Annotated in this window: 19 protein-coding genes; 10 read left to right on the top strand and 9 right to left on the bottom strand. The window is 68.3% G+C overall.

The annotated features are described in order from the left end of the window. Positions 1 to 160 precede the first annotated feature (160 nt). Positions 161 to 364: a hypothetical protein gene (locus ACP4J3_RS04550; protein WP_426530608.1), complete on the bottom strand. Its 204-nt coding sequence runs from the start codon at positions 362 to 364 to the stop codon at positions 161 to 163. Between the two features lie 522 nt (positions 365 to 886). On the opposite strand from ACP4J3_RS04550, the gene ACP4J3_RS04545 reads away from it, so the two are divergent. The 3 genes from ACP4J3_RS04545 to ACP4J3_RS04535 are packed head-to-tail and all read left to right on the top strand — an operon-like array spanning position 887 to position 4,941. Further along, the gene (locus tag ACP4J3_RS04545) at positions 887 to 3,067 is read left to right on the top strand and encodes a helix-turn-helix transcriptional regulator (protein ID WP_426530606.1); all 2,181 of its coding nucleotides are present in this window, start codon (positions 887 to 889) and stop codon (positions 3,065 to 3,067) included. A 3-nt stretch (positions 3,068 to 3,070) separates the two neighbouring features. Next, positions 3,071 to 4,066, top strand: coding sequence for a hypothetical protein (locus ACP4J3_RS04540; protein ID WP_426530604.1), 996 nt, complete (start codon positions 3,071 to 3,073; stop codon positions 4,064 to 4,066). Then, positions 4,063 to 4,941 carry a DUF6339 family protein gene (locus tag ACP4J3_RS04535; protein ID WP_426530602.1) on the top strand — a complete coding sequence of 293 codons (879 nt, stop codon included), beginning with the start codon at positions 4,063 to 4,065 and terminating at the stop codon, positions 4,939 to 4,941. Before ACP4J3_RS04540 ends, ACP4J3_RS04535 begins: the two co-directional genes overlap by 4 nt. A gap of 57 nt (positions 4,942 to 4,998) precedes the next feature. On the opposite strand, the gene ACP4J3_RS04530 is transcribed toward ACP4J3_RS04535, so the two are convergent. From ACP4J3_RS04530 to ACP4J3_RS04520, 3 genes are read right to left on the bottom strand one after another with little or no spacing between them, the layout of a single operon-like run. Beyond that, positions 4,999 to 6,378, bottom strand: coding sequence for a DNA cytosine methyltransferase (locus ACP4J3_RS04530; RefSeq protein WP_426530600.1), 1,380 nt, complete (start codon positions 6,376 to 6,378; stop codon positions 4,999 to 5,001). An 11-nt stretch (positions 6,379 to 6,389) separates the two neighbouring features. Then, positions 6,390 to 7,385 (bottom strand): DNA cytosine methyltransferase, encoded by a 996-nt coding sequence (locus ACP4J3_RS04525; protein ID WP_426530598.1) that lies wholly within the window; start codon positions 7,383 to 7,385, stop codon positions 6,390 to 6,392. Next, positions 7,382 to 7,783, bottom strand: coding sequence for a very short patch repair endonuclease (locus ACP4J3_RS04520; RefSeq protein WP_426530596.1), 402 nt, complete (start codon positions 7,781 to 7,783; stop codon positions 7,382 to 7,384). Before ACP4J3_RS04520 ends, ACP4J3_RS04525 begins: the two co-directional genes overlap by 4 nt. An 848-nt stretch (positions 7,784 to 8,631) precedes the next feature. On the opposite strand from ACP4J3_RS04520, the gene ACP4J3_RS04515 reads away from it, so the two are divergent. Continuing rightward, positions 8,632 to 9,849 carry a DUF222 domain-containing protein gene (locus ACP4J3_RS04515; protein WP_426530594.1) on the top strand — a complete coding sequence of 406 codons (1,218 nt, stop codon included), beginning with the start codon at positions 8,632 to 8,634 and terminating at the stop codon, positions 9,847 to 9,849. Between the two features lie 10 nt (positions 9,850 to 9,859). Here ACP4J3_RS04515 and ACP4J3_RS04510 read toward each other — a convergent pair whose 3' ends face one another. Both ACP4J3_RS04510 and ACP4J3_RS04505 read right to left on the bottom strand, forming a co-directional pair. Next, positions 9,860 to 10,564 carry a formylglycine-generating enzyme family protein gene (locus ACP4J3_RS04510; protein ID WP_426530592.1) on the bottom strand — a complete coding sequence of 235 codons (705 nt, stop codon included), beginning with the start codon at positions 10,562 to 10,564 and terminating at the stop codon, positions 9,860 to 9,862. Between the two features lie 110 nt (positions 10,565 to 10,674). After that, positions 10,675 to 11,685, bottom strand: coding sequence for an SEC-C domain-containing protein (locus ACP4J3_RS04505; RefSeq protein ID WP_426530590.1), 1,011 nt, complete (start codon positions 11,683 to 11,685; stop codon positions 10,675 to 10,677). A 142-nt stretch (positions 11,686 to 11,827) separates the two neighbouring features. On the opposite strand from ACP4J3_RS04505, the gene ACP4J3_RS04500 reads away from it, so the two are divergent. After that, positions 11,828 to 12,817 carry a DUF4239 domain-containing protein gene (locus ACP4J3_RS04500; RefSeq protein ID WP_426530589.1) on the top strand — a complete coding sequence of 330 codons (990 nt, stop codon included), beginning with the start codon at positions 11,828 to 11,830 and terminating at the stop codon, positions 12,815 to 12,817. Then, positions 12,757 to 14,184, top strand: a complete 1,428-nt coding sequence (locus ACP4J3_RS04495) for an ABC transporter substrate-binding protein (RefSeq protein WP_426530587.1) — start codon at positions 12,757 to 12,759, stop codon at positions 14,182 to 14,184. Before ACP4J3_RS04500 ends, ACP4J3_RS04495 begins: the two co-directional genes overlap by 61 nt. A 10-nt stretch (positions 14,185 to 14,194) precedes the next feature. Here the strand turns inward: ACP4J3_RS04495 and ACP4J3_RS04490 are convergent, their stop codons facing one another. Next, positions 14,195 to 15,667 carry a glycoside hydrolase gene (locus ACP4J3_RS04490; RefSeq protein ID WP_426530585.1) on the bottom strand — a complete coding sequence of 491 codons (1,473 nt, stop codon included), beginning with the start codon at positions 15,665 to 15,667 and terminating at the stop codon, positions 14,195 to 14,197. Between the two features lie 242 nt (positions 15,668 to 15,909). Here ACP4J3_RS04490 and ACP4J3_RS04485 point away from each other — a divergent pair, with 242 nt between their 5' ends. The 4 genes from ACP4J3_RS04485 (at position 15,910) to ACP4J3_RS04470 (ending at position 18,934) form a co-directional block, all read left to right on the top strand. Next, positions 15,910 to 16,692, top strand: coding sequence for a class E sortase (locus tag ACP4J3_RS04485; RefSeq protein WP_426530583.1), 783 nt, complete (start codon positions 15,910 to 15,912; stop codon positions 16,690 to 16,692). Between the two features lie 77 nt (positions 16,693 to 16,769). Then, a complete protein-coding gene (locus ACP4J3_RS04480) occupies positions 16,770 to 17,081 on the top strand; it encodes a DUF6412 domain-containing protein (RefSeq protein WP_426530581.1) in 312 nt (103 codons plus the stop codon). 156 nt (positions 17,082 to 17,237) lie between these two features. Next, positions 17,238 to 17,957 (top strand): YidC/Oxa1 family membrane protein insertase, encoded by a 720-nt coding sequence (locus ACP4J3_RS04475; RefSeq protein WP_426530579.1) that lies wholly within the window; start codon positions 17,238 to 17,240, stop codon positions 17,955 to 17,957. Positions 17,958 to 18,076: 119 nt separating this feature from the next. Next, positions 18,077 to 18,934 (top strand): fumarylacetoacetate hydrolase family protein, encoded by an 858-nt coding sequence (locus tag ACP4J3_RS04470; protein ID WP_426530577.1) that lies wholly within the window; start codon positions 18,077 to 18,079, stop codon positions 18,932 to 18,934. Between the two features lie 114 nt (positions 18,935 to 19,048). On the opposite strand, the gene ACP4J3_RS04465 is transcribed toward ACP4J3_RS04470, so the two are convergent. Beyond that, the gene (locus ACP4J3_RS04465) at positions 19,049 to 19,576 is read right to left on the bottom strand and encodes a heme-degrading domain-containing protein (protein ID WP_426530575.1); all 528 of its coding nucleotides are present in this window, start codon (positions 19,574 to 19,576) and stop codon (positions 19,049 to 19,051) included. Then, a complete protein-coding gene (locus tag ACP4J3_RS04460; protein WP_426530573.1) occupies positions 19,576 to 20,649 on the bottom strand; it encodes a Gfo/Idh/MocA family protein in 1,074 nt (357 codons plus the stop codon). The genes ACP4J3_RS04465 and ACP4J3_RS04460 overlap by 1 nt, the downstream gene beginning before the upstream one ends. Positions 20,650 to 20,707 lie beyond the last annotated feature (58 nt).

Raw genomic sequence — 20,707 nt, 5'->3', positions numbered from 1 at the left:
CGGAGGGCCGGCCGCCGGGCGTCGGCCGGCCCGTGTTCGTTCTCATGGCACGTGGGCGTATTTCCCACAGTGCCGTCGTGAAGCGGAGAACTCGCGGTGAAGACGTTGGTTGTTGCGAGACCGAGACCCCCGGACATGCTTGGGGCTCTGGGCTCTGGGGTCAGGCAGGGGGAGCGGTCTCGTTCGGCAGCCCCTGGAACAGCTTGGCCAGGATGGGGAACCTGTTGGTGAAATCCTCCTCGGACAGGTTCTGTTCGTGGAGAATCTCCAGAACTTCGACCATGCTTTCTGCGGTCTTGATACTCAGCTCGAATGAGCTGGAATCCCGAAGCGAGTCGAGCGAGTCGCTATCCTGTTCATTCATCGACTGGTTGCACCCCTGTCTATCGTCGCATCCTGCAGTTGCACAGGGGTGTATTCGGGCACACGCCCCCCGTGTGAAAAGAAATAGGCAAGTTGATGCTTTGGTTGAGACTTGCTCCCCCAAAATAAGCTAGCGGATGGAAGTCTTGTGGGGCCAGTCCTTTTTGGAAGGGCGTTCCCTGGAAGAGCTCTGTAGAGGTGTCGGTTAGGTATGAGGTTAGAATTTGGGCGCACTTCTCCCCAGGCCGCCCGGCCTTCCCGTTTTCGGGTTTCGCGAGCGGAGTGGGATCCCCACTGTCAACAACGCTATCGGCGTTCACTCGAATGTGTCAACCAACTCCCCTTTGCCTGGGGGGAGTTGATCCTCACTGCTTACGAGAGTGGTACATCTGAGGATAAATATGATCATTTGAGCAAGTTGGACACTCGACTGAAGTGACCCAGGTGATCAAGCCCGATCAACTGTTGGTTGACGATGCTGCGCGTGTCAAATTAGCCTGGTGGTCCACAACATGCGATCAGCATGGGACTCCGAGGAAAGAGCAGGCGGCGCGTGGAGACAGGTGAGGAGTTCGGGCCCTGGTTGGCCCGACAGCTCAAGCTCGCGGGGAAGACGCAGGCCGAACTGGCCGACGAGCTCAACCTGACCCGGGCTGCGGTGTCCGCATGGATCACCGGCAGGTCGACTCCCCGACCGACCGTCATGACGGACATCGCCAAGGCGTTGGGCACGGATGTGGGTACGGTCCACACCCGTACCACCGACACCCAGGCCGGCCTCCCCGTCACCTGGTACCACCGCCCCGGCTACCCCGACGGCGGCCGTGACCTGGGCAATGCCGCTGCCTTCGCCTTCGACGCCGACGTGCAGGTCCTCGCGCGCGAGACCTGCCAGAACAGTCTCGACGAGCGTCTGACGGAGAACGGCCGCCCGGTCCGGGTTCGTTACACCCTCCATGAGCTCACCGGCGAGGCCCTGGACGCCTTCCGCGAGGCGATCCTCTGGAATGATCTCTTTCCGCACTACTCCGCCGTCTCGGAGACCGCCGCCAACCAGAAGGTCGGCCGGGTCGTGGACGCCGGAGTGCGCGACATGTACGAGAAGGGCCGCCTGGTCCTGCTGCGGGTTGACGACTACAACGCTTCCGGGCTCATCGGCGACGACTACGCGGACGGCAAGTTCGCCGCCGTGGTCAGACGTCAGTTGGAGAGCCTCAAGTCCGGGCCCGGCGCGGGTGGTTCGTACGGCTTGGGCAAGGCGACGCTGTGGGCCACCAGCGCCCTCGGCCTCGTGCTCATCAACTCCACTTTGTCCGTGCCACACGAGGGACGCACCGAGCGACGGGTCATCGGCCGTCTCGAACTGCCCTGGCGTGAGGTGGATGGCGAGCCGTACGCGGGCCCGGCATGGTTCGGGCGCCCCGACCCAGATTCGCCCGGTGCCATGGTGGCCCGCTCCTGGTGGGCGGACGAGGAGACCGTGGCAAGCCTGCATCTGACCAGGGAGAGCGACGAACCCGGTACGTCCTTCCTCATTGTCGGGGCGCACGACGTGGCCAGCCTTGAGGGGAAGGCCGAGGCCGACGACGAGTCCATCGAAGACAAGGAGGGTGACGAGGACACGCGTGACATCCGCAAGATGCATGGCCGTCTCGTGGAGGCGCTGGGACGTGACTTCTGGGCCGCGATGACCGGCGGCGGCAGCAGGCTCCCCTTGCTTGAGGTCTCTGTCCGTGCCTTGCAGAACGGCAAGGAGGTCGTGCCGGAAAAGCAGGTGGACCCGTCTGCCGAGCAGCCCGCCCGGACTCGTGCCCTCAAGGCGCACTACGAGGGCACCACGGTGGATCGCCTCACCGAGGCCGGGCAGGTGGCGGCGCGGAGCGTTCCGTTGAAACTGCCGCTCTCCGGGGGCACTCATGGGACGCTCGGTACGCACCAGGCGGTCCTGCTGGTCACCGAGGCCGAGGGCGACAGGGATGGGGTCGGGGGGAAGAACCAGGTGCACTCGTTGCGCGGTAACCGCATGACCGTCAAGAGGACCGTGGTCCCGAAGCTGCCGATTGGGACCAACCCCTTCCAGGCCGTTCTGCTGGTGGGCGAGGCAGTCGGAGAAACGGCCCCCTTTGCGGAGGAGGCCGAGGACTTCCTGCGTGCGGCGGAACCGCCTGAGCACGACCGCTGGGGACAGACGGAGGAGCTGACCCTGCGCTGGTCGCCGTCCGCATACCGGCGGATCAATGCGCTGACCACCGAGGTGAACAGCGCGGTCAGGGAGCTCGTCGGACGGCCGAAGCGCAGTAGTCGCGACGGCGGTGAGGCCGTGCGCAAGGCGTTGACAGTGAGAACGAGACCCAAGGCCAAGGCTCCCGCCGGGCCGGTGGTTCCGGTGCTGGACAAGCTCGACGCGACGGTCGGCGATGACGGGGAATGGCGGATCACCGCCGAAGTGAGCATCCCGCGTGGCGACGAGATCGTCCCGATGGTGCCGGTCGCCCAGCTGGACGTGCGCTCCGGAGGCCGCCCGAAACTGGACTGGGCGGAGCTCGTGGCGCTGGAGGGCTGCGAGGTGGAGGACGGGACCCTGCGCTTTCCGCCCGGCACGCGTCGTGCGAAGTTCCAAGGATTCACCGACGTCACCAGCCACCCGGTCAGGACGACGCTCACCCGCCTCGTCGTCGAACTCCGTGCCGGCAAGGGGGAGTGACGCGTGAAGATCTACCCGTACAAGCGGCTCAACCGGCCGGTCACGCTCAGAGTGACCTCGGTCTCCCTCAGGCTCGCCGACGGCACCCGCGACCAGCTGGAGACCACGGCGTACTCGACCCAGCAGCAGGCCGTCGCGCTCGGCATCGCGGGCCACGCCGACTGGGTCAGCGCCACGATCGGTCTCTCGGCGACGCTGCCGCCCGGGGTGAACGCGCCGGACGCGGCCTGGTCCGATCTGTGTGTCCTCGCCGTGCTGACGGACGGCGAGACCAATATCCGCACCTCCGCGGAGCTCACGCGTGACGCGCCGGACGGTCGGGACTGGTCGGGCTCCGTGGAAGTGCTCCGTGACGACCACTTGGGGCGAGCCTCTCTCGCCGTGCATGCGGTAGGGACCGTGGACGGGGTCCGCGGACGGTCGATCGCCGAGACCGATCGGAGCTGGATCGTCGACACGATCTCCGACGAACCGGTCCGAGGGCTCCAACTGGACGTCCAGACAACGTCGTTCAAGAGAAGCTCCCGGGAGTGGCTCCAGGCCTACGCCGACGCCCCCTGGATCCTGGACGCCTCGGCCAGGGTCCCCACCGTGTTCGTGAACACCGACGTCGAGGGTGCCATCGGCCTGTTGGACAGCAACGGTTCGGGTGTGGAGAGCAAGGTGCGTGACCTCCTGGTCACCCAGATGGCCACAGACGTCTGGACCGCGGTCTTCCACGGCGCCATCGGCGATCTGGAAGTGGAACCCGGCGGTGGCCCGGTCTTCCCGACCGACTGGCAGGGCGAGGTACTGCGGGAGATGCTCCCGGACGTGATTCCCGGAGTGCACGTCGAGGAGGCCCTACGACAGGTCCACCGTCGACGTACCGGCGACTCCGGCTGGGTGGAACTCCAGACGCGTATCCACTACGCGGCGGTCCGCCGCGCCGATGCCTCCAAGGCGCTCGCCCATGTCATCCGCAGTCTGGCACAGATGAACCGCGAGAGTGAGACGTGATCACGCAACCGAACCACGTACCGGAGCGCCTGGGGTTGCTCGCCACCTCGGCCGTCGATCCGTTCCTCACCGAGGAACTGCTCAAAGGTGAACAGGTCCACGGCGGTATCGATCTCGCCAAGATCGTCGAGCCGCTCCCCGAGGACGACGCCAGATGGTGGGTCGAGCCGATCCGAAGCCTGGTGGAAGACGCCATGTTCGAGTTCCGGGAGGACCGCACCCGAGCCGACGCGTGGTTGGCGCCTCGGCTCCACGCCACGCTGCGCCTGACGCGGCGAGAGGCTGCGGACAAACGTCTGTGGAACCACATCGCCCTGGCGGTGGCCCCCGACTATGTCGTCTGGCGTCACCGGTCGGAGCCGACGGCGAACAGGCCGGAAAGACGCGTCGCTGCGGAGCGATTCCGTGGCCCTGCGGACCGTCAGTGCTTCTCCCGTCTGTGGTGGGCGGCTGAGCTTTTCCGAAACGGGTCGGACTACGGGCCCGTCGAGGATGCCTGCGGAAATCAGGATCTCGTCCACACTGTTCTGCGGATGGATGTGATCGACCACCGTCCCACCGCCCAGGCTTTGGTCCGCCTCCTGCAGAGCGGGCTGGTCACCACCGGGCGAGAGATCAACGGTCTTTGCGTGGCGATCAGTACGGCCGGAGCGACCCTGAGCTACGACGTCCTCGCCCCGGACGAGCTCAGGGACCCCGCCGCATTGCGGGACTGGATCGCGGAGGCGGAATCGGCGCCACCGGTCGAGCGGTACGAGCTCCCGAACGGGCCCGACGAGGATCCCGTCCCGGAGGAATCCGTGGCCGCGCTCACCAGTTACTTCGCGGAACTGTTCGAGACCGCGCCGGTCAGGGGCAGGAAGAGCGGGGACTGACCCGGAGCTGTGGCTGGCCGCCGCAGTGCCCTCCGCACCGTACTCGCCGACTACTGACTACTTCGCCGGCGCCTTCTTGTTCTTGCGCGGGCGCATGGAAGAGGGCGGCGGCACCTGGTCCTTGGGCTGCGGACACCTATCGGTGCACGCGTCGGCGGCCCCGCAGCCGTTGCTTCGCAGCTTGGCCCGCTGCTCCTCCGTGGCCGGCTGCCACGGCTTCCGCAGGTCCTTCGGGCCCGGCCTGGGCAGCCCGAGCGCAGCGCTCAGCAGGTGCGCACCGAACAGGGGCGGGACGGCGTTGCCCACTTGCTGGGCCTGCGCCGTACCGGACCATGGATAGTCCGGCGGGAAACTCTGCAGCATCCCCGCCTCATTCATGCTGAATCGTGCGCCCTCGTAGACGATGCTCTCGGTGAGGTGTTGAAAGACCACGAAGCGGCTGATCTTGCCGGTGACGGTGAAGGAGGGCTGCTGGTCGCCTCGCACGCCTCGTCGCCCGGGGTGGCGGGAGCTGCCATAGTTCGAGCGAACCAGGAACGGAGTGGGGCGCCCCGGATGTGAACCCACCGGGTTCGCGATGACGTCACCCATCGACCTCCAGGGCAGCAGATCCTCGTCGCCTGTCGCCTGGTGTTCATCGGACTCCGGTTCGGTGCCGTCGTAGAGAGTCGGCTGATGGGCATGGCCCGCGGCCTCGTCGTGTTCGTTCCTCCCGTTCCTTCGGTTCCACTTCTTGGCTTCGTAGGAATGGTGGGTCGGCGAGGGGAGCGAGGGCTCACCAAGCCCTTCACGTCGAGCGATCAGCACCGCGCGGTCCCGTGTCTGCGGAACCCCGTAGGTCTCGGTGTCGAGAACATCGACGACGACCTTGTACTTGGTCCCGTCGGGGAGCCCTGTCTCCTCCAGCACCTTGGCGTAGTGCTTCCAGAGCTCTTTGACCTCGCGGACCTGTTCCAGGACGATGACGTCGTACGGGCGCTTCTCCCGGTTCGGGCTCCGGGTCGCCTGAATGGCATAGCGGAGAGGTTCTAGGACCAGTGCGGTGCGTGGATCGCTGAGGGTCTTCAGATCCTTGTCGATCTCCTCGTCGGGTTCCCCCGCCAACAGCCGTTCCATGTACTCCTTGACCCTGTCCAGGGTCTGGCGCCCGGCGCCGTGCCCGGCCACCGAGTACGTCTGGCACGGGGGACCACCTGCCAGCACGTTGATCTCCGGCGGCAGCGACTCGAAGGCGTCCCTGCGCACCTCGCTCACATCGGCGTGGAGGGTGTCCAGCCCCGCCGCGTACCGCGTGAGACACGCACTCTTGTCCCACTCGATGCCGAGACTCGGGATGTCGAGCGCGTGCCCGGCGACGTCCAGCCCTCCGGGACCTGCGAAGAGGTCCAGGACGAAAGGCTTGTCGAGGATGGGCTGGTGGGACGCCGTGCTGGTCATGTGGCGGAAGTCTAGCCGGCAACGGGGACTGCCGGATCCCCAACCAGCGCTTCGGCTATGGCTCGCCCCAGGGCCGTTCCGACGGGCGGCGGCGTTGCATGCCCGACCTGACGGTACCGGGCGGTCTTGAGCCCGGCGATCTCCCACGTTGCCGGAAAGCTCTGCAACAGCGCCGCCTGCTCAACCGTGATCTTCACCATGTTGTCCCTGCCGAGTTCGGGATCCCATACGAAGTCCGGGCCAGGGACGGCGTCACCCACGGTGTGCGCGTTGACACCCATGGTCGCCCACTTTCGCTTGGCGCCGGTCGGGCCCAGGTCGGCGCCACCCCGGTTCTTCGAGCCTCCGACCAGAGTCGGAGCCGGCTGATCCGCTTGGGCGGCCCAGCGGGGAGCGTCCGCCCATCCCCTTGATGCCATGGTCGGTCCCAAGGCCGCGCCAACCGTGATCGGCTCCTGAACGGTGGGTGTCGGTGGCCGGAATGCCCCGGCCCACTGCCGCCCGATGGCCACCAGGATGCCTTGCTTGCGGTTCTGCGGTACGCCGAAGTCGACGGCGTTGACGACGAACCAACTGAACTCGTATCCCAGATGGGCCAGTTCGGCTCGGGCGAAGTCTCGGAACTCCTGATACTTGTCCGCGTGGGCGAGCCCGGGAACGTTCTCGATGAGCACCGCCCGGGGCCGGATCGCGTGGACGAGGTAGACGGTGGCTTCCAGCAACCGCACCTCCACATCCGAATCCGCCCGCTTCACGGTCGCACTCGACTTCACCCGGGGCAGTCCCGCCGCGAGGAGGTCCACGTCATAGCTCTCGCGATGATCCTTCGGGTCGAAGCCCAACAGGTCGGTGTGGAGCACGCTCCAGTGCTGCCGATTGGTCCGCAGAGTTTGGACGGCGTCCTCGTCGTTGTCCAGTAGCAAGCGCGGCTCGAACCCTGCCCGCTCCAGCCCGAGGGCGAGCCCGCCCGCACCCGAGCACACGTCCACGAAGGACAGGCCACTCATGCTTTCCTCCCTTTGGTCCGTTCCACTCGACGCCGCTCAACGGCCGCCGCCACCCGTACGGCCACATCCTCTGGAGCCTCGTGCTCCCAGAACCGCAGCACCGTCCAGCCCTCGGCGATGAGGTGTTCCGTCGTCTCCCGGTCGCGGGCCATGTTCCGGTCGAGCTTGTCACGCCACCACTGCGCGTTGGCCTTCGGCTGCGTCGCGTGCTGCGGGCACCCGTGCCAGAAACAGCCGTCGATCAGGACGGCAACCTTCGCCCCGGTGAACGCCACATCGATCCGGCGCCGAGCCATGCCCGGCACCGGGTACTCCACGCGGTAACGGAAGCCCGCCGCATGGAGAAGGCGTCGCACGGCCAGCTCGGCCCTCGTGTCCTTGCTGAGTTGCCGGGACATGCGTGCTGAGACTTCGGGGGATGAGGGGACGGCACCAGGCACATGAACATTCTGCCGGCGTGGACGTACGCGCATGGCCTCCCCGTTTGCGCGGGGAGGTCCACTTGCCTGCGATGAGGCGTTGCAGAGGACCCTCGTCCAGGGCGTTGCCGTCGGGCCGCCCGCTTCTTGGTCAGTGTCGTGCTTCCGCGGGCCGCGTCAAGGGCGCTTCACTCCGCTGCGCTGCGTTCCGCGTCGGCTGCGCCGATGGCCCTCCGGGCCACCCTTGACCCGGCCCGCTCCAGCACGGGGGAGAAGCGAGCGGGCGGCCCAGGTTGGTGGCGGTGGGGTGGGCTGTGTGGCTGGCCGGGGATGGGGGCGCGTTCGCGTCTTGGTGGCAGGCCGGGTGGGTTGAGCGGCGGGCGGCCGGTGGGTGGGGGTGGGGTGGCGCGGTCGTCTTGTGGGGGCACGGCGGGCCGGTTTGGCGGGGTGCGGTGTTGTGGTGGTGTGCGCCGCGCCGGCGCGGGATGCGGGTTTTCGGTGACGTGGGGTAGCGGGGGCTGTTCAAGATCGGGCGAGGGGCCCTGGTGAGTCTTCTGTTTGGGGTTGGTTCACTCTTTCGAGTGTTGGATTGACCTGGTGTTATTACTCTGCGTAAGCGATAATTGACAGTGCTGACTCGCTCAGGATCGTCGCGAGTTCCGTGTGGTGCGCTGCTGGTTTGTGAGGGGGTGGGTGTGGTGCTGTGTGGGCCGCTGGATGAGTGGGTGGCGGGGGTTCGGGAGCAGGGGCCGTCGGATCGGACGGTTGGGCTGTTGGGTGGGCTCGACTGTGGGCAGCTCTCTGCGCGGGGGCGTATTGATGCGCTGGTGGTGCTGGAGCAGCACTTGTCGTGGTTGCAGGCCAAGCAGGTTGAGGTGCTGGCTGCGATTGCCGCGCATGCCGATACCCCGGAGGAGATGATCCTGGCGGCGGGCGGGAGGCTGGATGATGTGTTCGCCGCTCAGTGGGACAGCGCCGTTGAAGAAGTCGCCTGTGCGTTGCGGCTGGCCGATGCCACTGCCGCGCGGCGGCTGGAGGCGGCCAGCCTGCTGGCCGGTCGGCATGAGACCACTACCAAGCTGCTTGCTGCCGGGGAGATCTCCTACATCCAGGCACAGACGCTCGCCGAGCAGTTGCGCGTCGTCGATGACAGCGTTGCGGCTCAGGTTGAGCAGGTCATGGCGTTGAAGATGCCCAGGCAAGCGGCCGGGCAGACGCGGGCCGCGCTGCGCCAGGAAGTCGTGCGGGCCGATCCCGGAGGGGCCGAGCGGCGCCACCAGCAGCGGGTGCGTGAGCGCAGCATTCAGCACTATCCGCAGGAGGACGGCATGGCCATGTTCGGGGCCGTGCTGCCTGCCCAGCGGGCCGCTCTCATGGAGCAGGCCGTCGACAGTCGGGCTCAGGGCTATGCCGAGGATGGGCGCAGTCTGGAGCAGAAGCGGGTCGATGCGCTCTTCGACCTTGTGGTCAATCAGCCCGGTGCGGTCGGGGGTTCGGGTGCAGGCGGGGCCACCAGGGCCACCAGGGCCACTGGGGCGGGGCGGTCGGGCGTTGTTGTGCAGGTGACCGTGCCCTTCGACATCCTCATCGGGGACGAGGATGGGCCTGCCGAGCTGAAGGGGTACGGGCCCATCGCCGCCTCGCAGGCTCGGGAGCTTGCCTTTGCGCCGGGTAGCGTCTGGCGGCGGTTGCTCACGGCTCCTGAGACCGGGCTGCTCATCAAGACCGACCCCACCACCTATCGGCCCACTGCCGAGACCGAGCGGCATGTGATTGCTCGGGATCAGTACTGCGCCTTCCCCAGCTGTCGGATGCCTGCGGGCCGTTGCGATCTTGACCATGTCCGGCCGTTCGATCATCGGCATCCGGAGCGGGGTGGGCAGACTGTTCCCGACAATCTGCAGCCGTTGTGCCGACGGCATCACCGGCTCAAGACCCATCATCCCGGGTGGAAGGTCAGGCGGGATCCCTGCAGTGGCGTCAGTACCTGGACCGCGCCCACGGGGCATGCGTACACCAACGCCCCACCCGTCTATCGCGAGTGAGGTCAGCCGCTCAGTGTTCGGCGCCCGTAGCCGAGGGGCACCCCGCCCTATCGGCCGGCTGTCGCTGCGTTGGCGTGGAGCGCGCGACGCGGAAGCCCACGTCATCGATCCGGAAGGTCGGATGGCTGCGGCGTCGCACCGAGGCGCGGCAGCTCCAGTGCTCGTCGGACCATCCGCCGCCGCGGAGCACCCGGTAAGTGCCGTAGACCTGGGCGTCGTAGAGGTCCCAGCACCAGTCCCATACGTTGCCCAGCATGTCGTAGAGGCCCCATGCGTTGGGCTGCTTGCCGCCCACGGTGTGGATCCGGTCGTCCGAGTTGGCCCGGTACCAGGCGACCTCGTCGAGTCGGCCGTACCGCGGACCGGTGGTACCGGCGCGGCAGGCGTGTTCCCACTCGGCCTCGGTCGGCAGCCGGTACCCGTCGGCAGAGGTGTCCCATTCGGCCGTCTCGGGGTTGTGCCCCAGGTGATAGGTGGGTGTGAGCCCCTCACGCAGGGACAAGGCGTTGCAAAAACGGACGGCGTCCCACCACGACACGCCCTCAACGGGCAGCCGATCGCCCTCGGCGGCACTCGGTCGCTGACCGGTGACCTGCGTGTACCACGCCTGAGTGACCGGGAACGCCGACATCTGGAATGGCGCGACTTCGACCGACCAACTGCGTTCGGTCCGCCGATCCGATAGCGTCACCCGGCCCGCCGGGACGGTAGCCATCTCGTTCCCTGAGCCCGCGTTCATGACAGGCCACCCTATCGGGGCCCGTGTGCAGCCCCCTGTTGGCGGTCGCCCCGCCCTCGTTGGGTGCCCCCATCGGGTTTCTGCGTCTACGCCCCGTGGCACTCCCCATAAACCCGCCCCGACCCACACCAACAGGCCGCCCCCCGCTGCGGCGGCCAAGCCACGGCCCGCCCCCGCGCCGCCAACGTCGTCGCATACTGCGGCAGCAGCGCCACGTCCTCCGGTGAGGCGCCCTCCGACGCCGCGAAGGCCTCGTAGGACGGGACCGTGCCTGTCACGATGCCGAGGTTTGGGGTGCCTGAAGACGACAGCTCCCGCAGTGACGCCTCTATTGTCGCCAGGTGCTCCTCGTGGGAGGGGTACTCGGTGGACAGGGACGGGTACGCCGTCAGGAGTTCCGTGAGTTCGAGGGCCGTCCAGTGCAGGACCGCCACGGGGAACGGGCGGGACAGGGCCTCCCGGTACGCGCCCAGTTCCGCGCGGAGCCTTGAGATCTCCGCCTCCAGTTCCGCCGGGTTGTCCGAGCCCAGGGACCACACGCGCTTCGGGTCGTGGAGCTCGTCCAGGGAGACCGGCATCGAGTGCAGGGTGTCCGCGAAGGTGTCCCACTCGTCGTGGGGTGCGCCCAGCATGCGGCGTACTCGGTGGCGGCCGAACAGCAGGGGGTGGGTGGCGTACGGGGGCTCCGGTACGTCCGTCAGGAGGAGGCTCACGCCCTGCGTGAAAGTCTCCTGCGCCTGTTCCAGCTCGTCGTGGGACTCCAATGCCTCCGCGACGATCACCCACGGGGCCGGGTCCCGGGGGGACGCTGCTCGGACGCCGTCGATGATCGCGCGGGCCTCCGCCTCGTGGCCGTACTCCCAGAGGTTCGAGGCCTTCAGGGCCCGTACCAGATGGGGGTTGTCCAGGGGGGTGGACGATGACAGCAGGCGGTCGTAGAGCGCGGTCGCGGCGGGGCGGTCGCCGGAGAGTTCCAGGTGGGCCGCGGCCCGCAGGAGCAGGGCCTCGGCGTCCTCCGGATAGAGGCCGGCGGTTCGCTCCAGGCGTGCCGCTTCGGCGGTGTGGTCGACGTTTTCGGCAGGCGTGTCGGGGCGCATGGGGGACACCGTACTGCCCAGGGGTGGCGGAGGAGAGAACACAGGGGGGAACAGGGGGCGGATATTGGCTGGTCGAGGCGGGCGGGGCGCTCTTCTCGCCGGTCGCGCTGGGCGGCGTACGCAGGCGGGATCTCTTCGTGCCGTGTGGTGGTGGCTGCTTCTTGTTGTCCTCGTGCGCTCTTGTGGTGACGGCGGGCGCGTCAGGATCATCGTGCTGGGGTGGCTCATGCCTGGGTGGTTCTCGCATTTGGCTCTCTGGGTCCAGGCCGTGCTTCTGGTCGGAGGCTTCCTTGCTTTCGGGCTGAGTGGTCTGTTCGTGCGTTCCCGGGTCCGTCGGTGGTTCGGTGATGATCCCGAGCACAACGACCGTGTCAAGTTTCTGGTGGAAGTCGTGGGGGCTTTTTACGCCTTACTCATCGGGCTCGTCGCCGTGGGGGCGTATGAGCACTATGTGGAGGTCAAGAAGCTGGTCAATGAGGAGGCCTCGCAGCTCACCACCGTCTATCGTGCCGGTCAGGCGTTCCCCAACAGCCGTCGATGCCGGATTCAGTCGCAGGTGCGGAACTACGCCGAGAATGTGATCAATGAGGTGTGGGCGAAGCAGCAGCGGGGAGTCATCGCCGAGGATCAGGGGCGGCTGGATGCCGTATTCGAGTCCCTGATGTTCTATGAGCCGCGGAACGAGCAGGAGTCGAACGCCCAGTCCGTCACGCTCGAGGCCTTCAACGAATACAACAACCTGCGCCGCGAACGGCAGGGGGAGGTGAGCATCGGGCTGCTGCCTGTGCTGTATCTCGTCCTCTTCGGCGGTGCGGCCGTGACCATCGGGGCGACCTGGGCCCTTGTCGGCGTCAGGCTCGTGGACCACGTGGCGCTGACGGGCCTTCTGTCGCTCTTCATCGGCCTGTTCATCACTCTGGTCATCGCGCTGGATCACCCTCTTCAGGAGAGTAACGCGATCGGACTGTCGCAGTGGAAGGTCGCACTGGCGCAGGGAATGGGGGTTCCCGCTGAGAAGGGAGAGCAGGTCACCACCTATTTCGGAGTGTCGAGTGCGGAGCGGGTGCCGGGATGCCTTTTGAACGTGCCCGACTATGTCTCGTTCGCCGGCTCGGATCGACTTCCGCAGTGAACAGCCTGCGTATTCTTGTCGTGGGGTCCCTGCTCGTCTCGTTCGTGCTGGGCACTGCCGCCTGTGACAGGAATGAGCAGGGCACGACCACCATCACCGTGGCAGCCGTCGACTTCACTCGGGACATGGAAAGGCTCGTCGATGACTTCCGGCGTACTCATCCCCGTGTTCGTGTGAAGTTCGACTTTCTCCCCGAGAGTGTGCTGCGGAATCGGCTGTCCAGGGATATTGCCGATGAGGACGGCCGTTACGACGTCGTCTCCATCGGCCCGTGGGAGGTGCCGATCTGGGCCTCGCGCGGGTGGCTCACCCGGCTCGACTCGCGGGCAGGTCGGGGCGACTACGACGTACAGGACTTCATTCCTGTGGTGCGCGCGGCGCTGTCGTATCGCAAGGGGCTGTATGCGGTGCCGTATTACGGGGAGTCGTCCCTTTTGATGTATCGCAAGGACTTGTTGGCCAAGGCCGGGCTGACCATGCCGCGGCGTCCGACCTGGCGGCAGGTCGCCGAACTGGCCGCGAAGCTCCACGACCCGCGCCGCGGCATCGCGGGAATCTGCCTGCGGGGAGGTCCCTTCTGGCTGGACCTGTTGCCTCTCAACACGGTGATCCTGACATTCGGGGGCCGTTGGTTCGACGAGGAGTGGAATCCTCGGCTGACCTCCCCTGAGACCAAGCGGGCGGTGCGGTTCTATGTGGACCTCGTGCGCAGGTCCGGCGAGCCCCGGGCCTTCGAGGCCGGGCCCGCCGAGTGCCAGGCGGCGATGCTGGAGGGCAAGGCGGCCCTGGTGTACGACAGCACGTCCTTCGCCGGGCGTTTCGAGGATCCCAGGATCAGCACGGTCGCCGGCAAGCTCGGCTACGCCCCGGCGCCCGTGGAGCGTACGGACAGCTCGGGATGGCTGTGGACATGGGCCCTGGCCATCCCGGTCACGTCCCAACGCCCCGAGGCCGCATGGGATTTCGTGTCCTGGGCCACCTCGCGACGGTACGTGAAGCTCTACGGCGAACGGCTCGGCTGGGTCGGAGTGCCGCCCGGAAGCCGGCTGTCCACCTACCGGCTTCCCCAGTACAGGGGCGCCGCCAGGGCGTTTCTCCAACCGACGCTGGACGCCATCAACGCCGTGGATCTCACCCGGCCCGGCCTGCACCGGCAGCCATGGACGGGGACGTCGTACGTCGGTATCCCGGAGTATGCGGGCCTCGGGGGCCGGGTGGCCGAGGAGATCTCCGCGGCGATCGCCGGCCGGCAGTCGGTCGACGAGGCGCTGGCCAGGGCCCAGATCTTCGCGAACGACGTGGTCGACGGCGGGGGCTACAGGGACCGAACCGGGGTGCGGCCTGACCCGTACCGGCCTGACCCCTGACTTCTGCCCCTCAGATCACCACCCCGTCCACCTGCAACGTCTGCACCGCCTTCGCCGCGAACGGCACCGCCACCGACTTTCCGCTCAGGTACGTGTTCGAGTACGACCGGTACCGGTCGCCGCCCGCCGTCACCGTGTTCCAGCGGGGGACCAGTCCGCCCGAGCCGCCGGAGACCGTCGTGAAGCGGGACAGGTCGAAGGTCAGGGTCTGGGCCGATGTCGACGTGTTCACCGCGACGATCACCAGGCGGCGTGCCGAGGCGTCGTACGCCGCTGCCGCGTAGCTCACGCCCGTGTCGAGGATGCGCATGCCGGGGCGGATGTGGCGGCTGAACTGGGCCATGACGTAGTACTTGGTCTGGATTGTCGTGGGCTGGAGGGTGTTGGGGTCGTACGCGATCATCGCCCAGCCGGTCGTCGGGTCCATGACCTGCCAGTAGCACCATGCCGTGGGGTGCAGCCAGCGGAAGTCGTAGCAGAGGTTGGAGGCCATGGTGAGGCCCGTGCCGTCGCTGTCGCCCGTCTCCGAGTTCCACAGCTTTTTGCCGGATGTGGTCACCACGTCCGTGTAGAGGAGGTCCCTGCGGCCGCCCGAACCCTGGTAGCCGTGCACGTTGACCTGGTTCACCAGGGCCTTCGTCGACGCTCCGAAAGACGCCCACGTCGAGCGGGCCGTGTCGTAGTTCGTCTCGTCCGATGCCGAGACGCGGATGCTCGTCAGGCCGCGTTTGTCCAGCTCGCTGCGCATGTACGGGAGTACGGCCGCCTGGACCGCCGGGTCCATGTGGCAGCCCTCCTGGGTGCCGGTGGCGGTCCACCAGGAGGACGCCGGCTCGTTGAAGGGGTCGACCGTCGCGAAGTTCACGCCCCAGTTCTGCCTGGCGTACAGGGCCGTCGCCGCCAAGTGGCTCGCGTGCTGGCGGTAGTTCCAGGTCTGGAGGTTGTTGCCGCCGCCCGCCGCGCCGGACGGGTTGTGGTTGTTGCACATCCACCACATGGGGGAGTTGGCGAAGAGCTCCGTGGTCGCGCCGCGCGCCGTCGCCTTCTGCAGCATCGCGCGCTGGGCCGCGTCCGCCGTCCAGTCCCAGGCCGAGGACGTGGGGTCCTCGTTGTTCCAGTTCTGCCAGAAGCCCTCGATCTGCTTGAAGCGGGGGATGTTCGGCGACTCGACCATCGTCTCGCCGTTCACGCTGTTCCAACTGCACGCGCCGAGGTTGTAGCGGGCGATGTTGAGGCCGAGGCCGGGCAGCGTCGTGCCGTTGTAGGTGACCGAGTCGGTCGTGAAGAAGAGGTCGGCGAAGTCGTTCCGGTTGCCGAAGACGTTGGCCCACCAGGCCAGGGAGGTGCCCCAGCCCTCCCAGGTGCCGTACGACGTGCCGGGGTTGACGGCGATGGTGGCGTCCGCGTGTGCGGTGCCCGTCGCCAGGGTGCTGCCGAGGAGTGCGCCGCCAGTCGCGGCCAGCAGAGTTCTGCGTCGGATCATGACTTCTCCGCTTCCTTCAACGGCCGGTCGTCGTCGAACCGGCGTCGTGGCCTGTCCCGTTCATGCCGCGTTCATGCCGACAGGAAGCATCGGGTGTGGTGTGTGAGGTTGTCGAGCTTTCCGACAGGCCTTTCTCAAACCAGTGGAGGAAGTGTCCCGCCGCCGTGCCGGTGCGCACGGGGCTGGAGACCTCGCGCCCCGGCCCCTATCGTGCGGGCGGCCCCGGTGAAGGAGGCTCACGGATGGTGCGGGTTCGCGTCGTGCGGCACAGCGGGCTGCGGCGGCGTGCGCTGCGGCGGCGCGTGCTGTGGGGTGGCGGGGAGCTGCTCGTCACCGTCGGGGCGGTGCTTCTGCTGCTGGTCGTGCATCAGGTGTGGTGGACCAACCGGGAGGCCAGGGCGGGGGCCGAGCGGGAGGTCCGGGCGCTGGAGCGGGCCTGGGACGGTGGAGGTGGCGATTCCGATTCCGGTACGTCCGTAACGCCCGTACCTGCGGCCACGGACGCGCCCTCGCCCGAGCCCTCCGCCGGCACCCGGCGCCGGTCCGTCGCCGCGCCGGCGCCGGAGCCCGACTGGTCCCGGGCCTACGCCATCCTCACCATCCCCCGCCTCCACCTCCGCGTCCCCATCGCCGAGGGCATCAGCAAGAGCGGCGTTCTCAACAAGGGCTACGTCGGCCACTACCCCGGCACCCAACAGCCGGGCCAGGCCGGCAACTTCGCTCTCGCCGGGCACCGCAACACCCACGGCGAGCCCTTCCGGTACATCAACCGGCTCGCGCCGAAGGACACGGTGCGGGTCGAGACGCTGAGCGCGACGTACACGTACGCCGTCGACCGGACGCTGCCGCAGACCGCCGCCCACGACTCGAGCGTCATCCGGCCGATCCCGCGCTCCACGGTCAAGCCGGGCCATGGATACGAGGACCCCGGCTACTACCTCACCCTCACCACCTGCACACCCGAGTACTCGTCGAAGTACCGGCTGGTGGTGTGGGGCAAGCTCGTCTCCATGCGGCCGCGGTGACCTCGTTCGCCCATCGGTGTATAACAAGAGGGCCAATGCGAACGTCAGGACGAGCCGTACGAGGGGAGGGAACGCCGATGATCCGCAGCCTGGCCAGTCTGCGTCCCGCCGCCGTGCTGGTGCTGCTCTTCCTCGAGATCACGCTGCTCGACACCGGCAGCCTCTCCGCGACCGTCGCCCTCGCGGCGACCGCCGCCGCGGGTTCCGCGTTCGCCGTCTGCTCCCTGCTCGCCTCGCGTGCCGCGCCCGCCGTGGCGCCCACCCGGGTGCGTACGGCCATCCGTGACCGGGCCCGCCGTACGGCCTTCCTGCCGCAACGCGACCCCGACGCCTCCGGCCGGCCACGGCCCAGGGCACCCGGGCACGCCCTCCCGGCGACCGTCGCGTAGGGCACGCACAGCCACCGAGGCAGCTCGATCGGAACAGCCCGATCGGAACCGTTCATCGGAACAGCTCATACGTGTGACCCGCGCGGGTCGTCATGCCGCCATGCCGTTTCCCGGCATCCCCGTTCCGGCACGACGAGACCCCCGGAGGGCTCACCCATGTCTGTTTTCGCCGACCTTGTTCAGAAGCTGGCCGAACTGCTCGACCCGCTGTTCGGCGCCTCCGCGGCCGCCGCCGCGATCGTCCTGTTCACCGCCTTCGTACGACTGCTGGTGCATCCGCTGTCCCGGGCCGCCGCGCGCGGGCAGAAGGCGCGCGCCGAGTTGCAGCCGAAGATCGCCGAGCTGCGCAAGAAGCACGGCAAGAACCCCGAGCGGCTCCAGCGGGCCGTGATGGAGCTGCACACCGAGGAGAAGGTGTCGCCGCTGGCCGGCTGTCTGCCGGGGCTGTTCCAGTTGCCCGCCTTCTTCCTCCTCTACCACCTGTTCTCGAACACCACGATCGGTGGCAGGACGAATGAACTGCTCACCCACCAGCTCTTCGCCGCGCCCCTCGGGGGCCGGTGGGCCGACGCGCTGACCGGCGCCGGGGGCGGGCTGCTCGGCGGGGCGGGGGTGGTGTACCTGGGGCTGTTCGCGATCGTCGCGGCCGTAGCCACCTTCAACTACCTGCGGACCAAGCGGATGATGGCGGCCGGTACGCCGGTGCCCGCGGGCGAGGGGGAGCAGGTGCCCGGGCTCGGCGCCGTCACCAAGGTCATGCCGTTCATGTCCTTCTTCACACTGGTCACCGTGGCGGTGGTGCCGCTGGCCGCCGCCCTGTACGTGGTGACCAGCACGACGTGGAGCGCGGTGGAGCGGGCCGCGCTCTATCGCTGACCTACGGTCCAGTACGTGAACCGGGTATTGCGGACCGGCCGTGGACCTTGGAGGATCGACCAGTCCTCCGATGGCTGCACACATCGGCGGGCACCCCGCGATCGAGGGAGATTGTGATCATGAAGCTGCTGCGAGTCGGTACGGCCGGAGCGGAGACGCCCGCGCTGCTCGACGCCGAGGGAGTGCTGCGGGACCTCTCCGGTGTCGTGCCGGACATCGACGGAGCGCTGCTTGCCGATGACGCCGCGCTGGAGCGGATCCGTACGGCCGCGGCGGCCGGCGAGCTGCCCGCGCTGGATGCCACCGGGCTGCGTGTCGGGCCGCCGCTCGCGCGGATCGGCAAGGTCGTGTGCATCGGGCTGAACTACCACGACCACGCCCGCGAGACCGGCGCCGAGCCGCCCGCCGAGCCGGTCGTCTTCTTCAAGGCCGCGGACACCGTCGTGGGTCCCTATGACACGGTGCTGGTCCCGAGGCGGTCGACGAAGACCGACTGGGAGGTCGAACTCGCCGTCGTCATCGGGCGTACGGCCCGCTATGTGGACTCGGCCGAGGAGGCGCTCGCGCATGTCGCCGGGTACGCCGTGGCGCACGACGTGTCCGAGCGGGAGTTCCAGATCGAGCGGGGCGGGACCTGGGACAAGGGCAAGAACTGCGAGACGTTCAACCCGCTCGGGCCGTGGCTGGTGACGGCGGACGAGGTCGCCGATCCGCAGAACCTGGCGCTGCGGTTGTGGGTCAACGGTGAGCTGAAGCAGGACGGGACGACCGCGGAGCAGATCTTTCCGGTGGGGGAGGTCGTGCGGTACGTCAGTCAGTTCATGACGCTGTATCCCGGTGATGTCATCAACACGGGGACGCCGGCGGGGGTGGCCATGGGGCGGCCTGAGCCGAAGCCGTATCTGCGGGCCGGGGATGTGGTTGAGCTGGAGATTGAAGGGCTTGGCCGGCAGCGGCAGGAGTTCAAAGACGCATGAGGGGTGGGGACTGCGCGCAGTACGGCGGGCAGCTGGTCCGTCGTGGCTTGTCGCGCCCACGCGGCGGAGCCGCATATCGACACAGCCCCGCGCCCCTCGAGAGCAGGCGTTGCCCTACCCCTTGCTCAAGAACTCCTCCACCGCCTCCACCACCATCCGGTGGTCCTCGAGCTGTGGCAGACCGCTCACCGTCACCGACCCGATGACCCCGACCCCCTCCACATTGATCGGGACCGAGCCGCCGTGGGCCGCGTACGTGTCGGGGTCGAGGCGGGAGGAGTCCTCGAACGTCGTGCCCTTGGCGCGGAAGCGGGCGCCGACGATGTAGGAGGAGGTGCCGTAGCGCTCCACCACCCGGCGCTTACGGGCGATCCAGGCGTCGTTGTCCGGCGTGGAGCCGGGCAGCGCCGCGTGGAAGAGCTGCTGGCCGGCGCGGTGGATGTCGATGGCGACCGGGGCCTGGCGCTCGCGGGCCCTGTCGACCAGCAGCGAGCCCAGGGCCCAGGCGTCGTCGTGGGTGAACCGGCCGAAGACCAGGCGGCGTTCCTGGGCCTCCAGCTCCTCCAGGGTCGGGATGAGCTCCGGGTGGAACCTCGGGGTGAGTTCCGGGTTGTGCGTCTGATGCGACTGGTTGTGCGTCATCACAGCGTCACCACCACTGAGTCGTGTGCCGAACGGCGGGCCGCCTCCAGTACGTCGAGCGCGGCGGCCGCCTCCAGGGCGGTCACCGGGTTGGGGCCGCCGGCCAGCAGTGCCTTTGCCACGGCCGCATAGTAAGCGGGGTAGTCGCCGGGGAGGGTGGGTTCGACGCGGCCGCCGCCCGTCACGGGGGACTCCCCGGAGCCGACCCGGCCCCACAGCGACTCGGGCTCCACGCCCCAGTCCGCACCCGCGCCGGGCCGCCGCCCCTCCCGCAGCGCCGCCTCCTGCGGGTCCAGGCCGTACTTGACGTAGCCCGCCTTCGAGCCCAGCACCCGCAGGCGCGGGCCGAGTTGGGCGGTCGTGGCGGAGGCGTACAGGTGGGAGCGGACGCCGTTCGCGTGCGTCAGCGCGATGAAGGTGTCGTCGTCGGTCTCCGCGCCTGAGCGGCGGACGGCGGCCTCGGCGTACACCTGCGTGACGGGGCCGAAGAGGACCAGCGCCTGGTCGACGACATGGCTGCCGAGGTCGTACAGCAGACCTCCGATCTCTACCGGGTCGCCGGACTCCCGCCAGCCGCCCTTGAGCTGTGGACGCCAGCGTTCGAAGCGGGACTCGAAGCGCCATACGTCGCCCAGCTCGCCCTCGGCCAGGAGCTTACGCAGGGTCAGGAAGTCGTTGTCCCAACGGCGGTTCTGGAAGACGGACAGCAGCAGGCCGCGCTCCTCGGCGAGCGCCGCCAGTTCGCGTGCCTCGGCCGCGGTGCCGGCGATCGGCTTGTCGACGACGACCGGGAGGCCCGCCTCGAGGGCTGCCGTCGCGAGCGGGACGTGTGTCCTGTTCGGGGACGCGACGACGAGCAGGTCGAGGTCGCCGGCGCGGGCGAGCAGCGCGTCGGGCGTGGCCGCGACGCGTACGTCCGGGTGCTCGGCGAGGGCCTGCTTCTGCCGCTCGGGGTTCGACGTGACCACCGTGTCCAGGGCGAGCCCCGCGGTGGTGGAGATCAGCGGAGCGTGGAAGACGGAGCCGGCCAGGCCGTAGCCGACGAGCCCGACGCGGAGGGGAGTAGCACTCATGGAGCTCATGGCCTCTACTTTCGCAACGCTGTTGCCAAAGCGCAAGCGGCAGGGACAA

Origin of the sequence: Streptomyces sp. UG1 (genome assembly GCF_049974585.1) — a bacterium.
GTDB lineage: Bacteria > Actinomycetota > Actinomycetes > Streptomycetales > Streptomycetaceae > Streptomyces.
The sequence above is the reverse complement of the archived record's forward strand: the minus strand, read 5'-3'. Positions and strand labels throughout refer to the sequence as shown.

What these genes read in the sequence shown, in the direction of transcription:
- ACP4J3_RS04475 (WP_426530579.1), top strand. Translation starts at nt 17,238, where the DNA reads ATGTCTGTTTTCGCCGACCTTGTTCAGAAGCTGGCCGAACTGCTCGAC.
- ACP4J3_RS04525 (WP_426530598.1), bottom strand. Translation starts at nt 7,385, where the DNA reads ATGAGTGGCCTGTCCTTCGTGGACGTGTGCTCGGGTGCGGGCGGGCTC.
- ACP4J3_RS04460 (WP_426530573.1), bottom strand. Translation starts at nt 20,649, where the DNA reads ATGAGTGCTACTCCCCTCCGCGTCGGGCTCGTCGGCTACGGCCTGGCC.
- ACP4J3_RS04485 (WP_426530583.1), top strand. Translation starts at nt 15,910, where the DNA reads ATGGTGCGGGTTCGCGTCGTGCGGCACAGCGGGCTGCGGCGGCGTGCG.
- ACP4J3_RS04530 (WP_426530600.1), bottom strand. Translation starts at nt 6,378, where the DNA reads ATGACCAGCACGGCGTCCCACCAGCCCATCCTCGACAAGCCTTTCGTC.
- ACP4J3_RS04510 (WP_426530592.1), bottom strand. Translation starts at nt 10,564, where the DNA reads ATGGCTACCGTCCCGGCGGGCCGGGTGACGCTATCGGATCGGCGGACC.
- ACP4J3_RS04465 (WP_426530575.1), bottom strand. Translation starts at nt 19,576, where the DNA reads ATGACGCACAACCAGTCGCATCAGACGCACAACCCGGAACTCACCCCG.
- ACP4J3_RS04550 (WP_426530608.1), bottom strand. Translation starts at nt 364, where the DNA reads ATGAATGAACAGGATAGCGACTCGCTCGACTCGCTTCGGGATTCCAGC.
- ACP4J3_RS04490 (WP_426530585.1), bottom strand. Translation starts at nt 15,667, where the DNA reads ATGATCCGACGCAGAACTCTGCTGGCCGCGACTGGCGGCGCACTCCTC.
- ACP4J3_RS04520 (WP_426530596.1), bottom strand. Translation starts at nt 7,783, where the DNA reads ATGTCCCGGCAACTCAGCAAGGACACGAGGGCCGAGCTGGCCGTGCGA.
- ACP4J3_RS04545 (WP_426530606.1), top strand. Translation starts at nt 887, where the DNA reads ATGGGACTCCGAGGAAAGAGCAGGCGGCGCGTGGAGACAGGTGAGGAG.
- ACP4J3_RS04480 (WP_426530581.1), top strand. Translation starts at nt 16,770, where the DNA reads ATGATCCGCAGCCTGGCCAGTCTGCGTCCCGCCGCCGTGCTGGTGCTG.
- ACP4J3_RS04505 (WP_426530590.1), bottom strand. Translation starts at nt 11,685, where the DNA reads ATGCGCCCCGACACGCCTGCCGAAAACGTCGACCACACCGCCGAAGCG.
- ACP4J3_RS04470 (WP_426530577.1), top strand. Translation starts at nt 18,077, where the DNA reads ATGAAGCTGCTGCGAGTCGGTACGGCCGGAGCGGAGACGCCCGCGCTG.
- ACP4J3_RS04495 (WP_426530587.1), top strand. Translation starts at nt 12,757, where the DNA reads ATGCCTTTTGAACGTGCCCGACTATGTCTCGTTCGCCGGCTCGGATCG.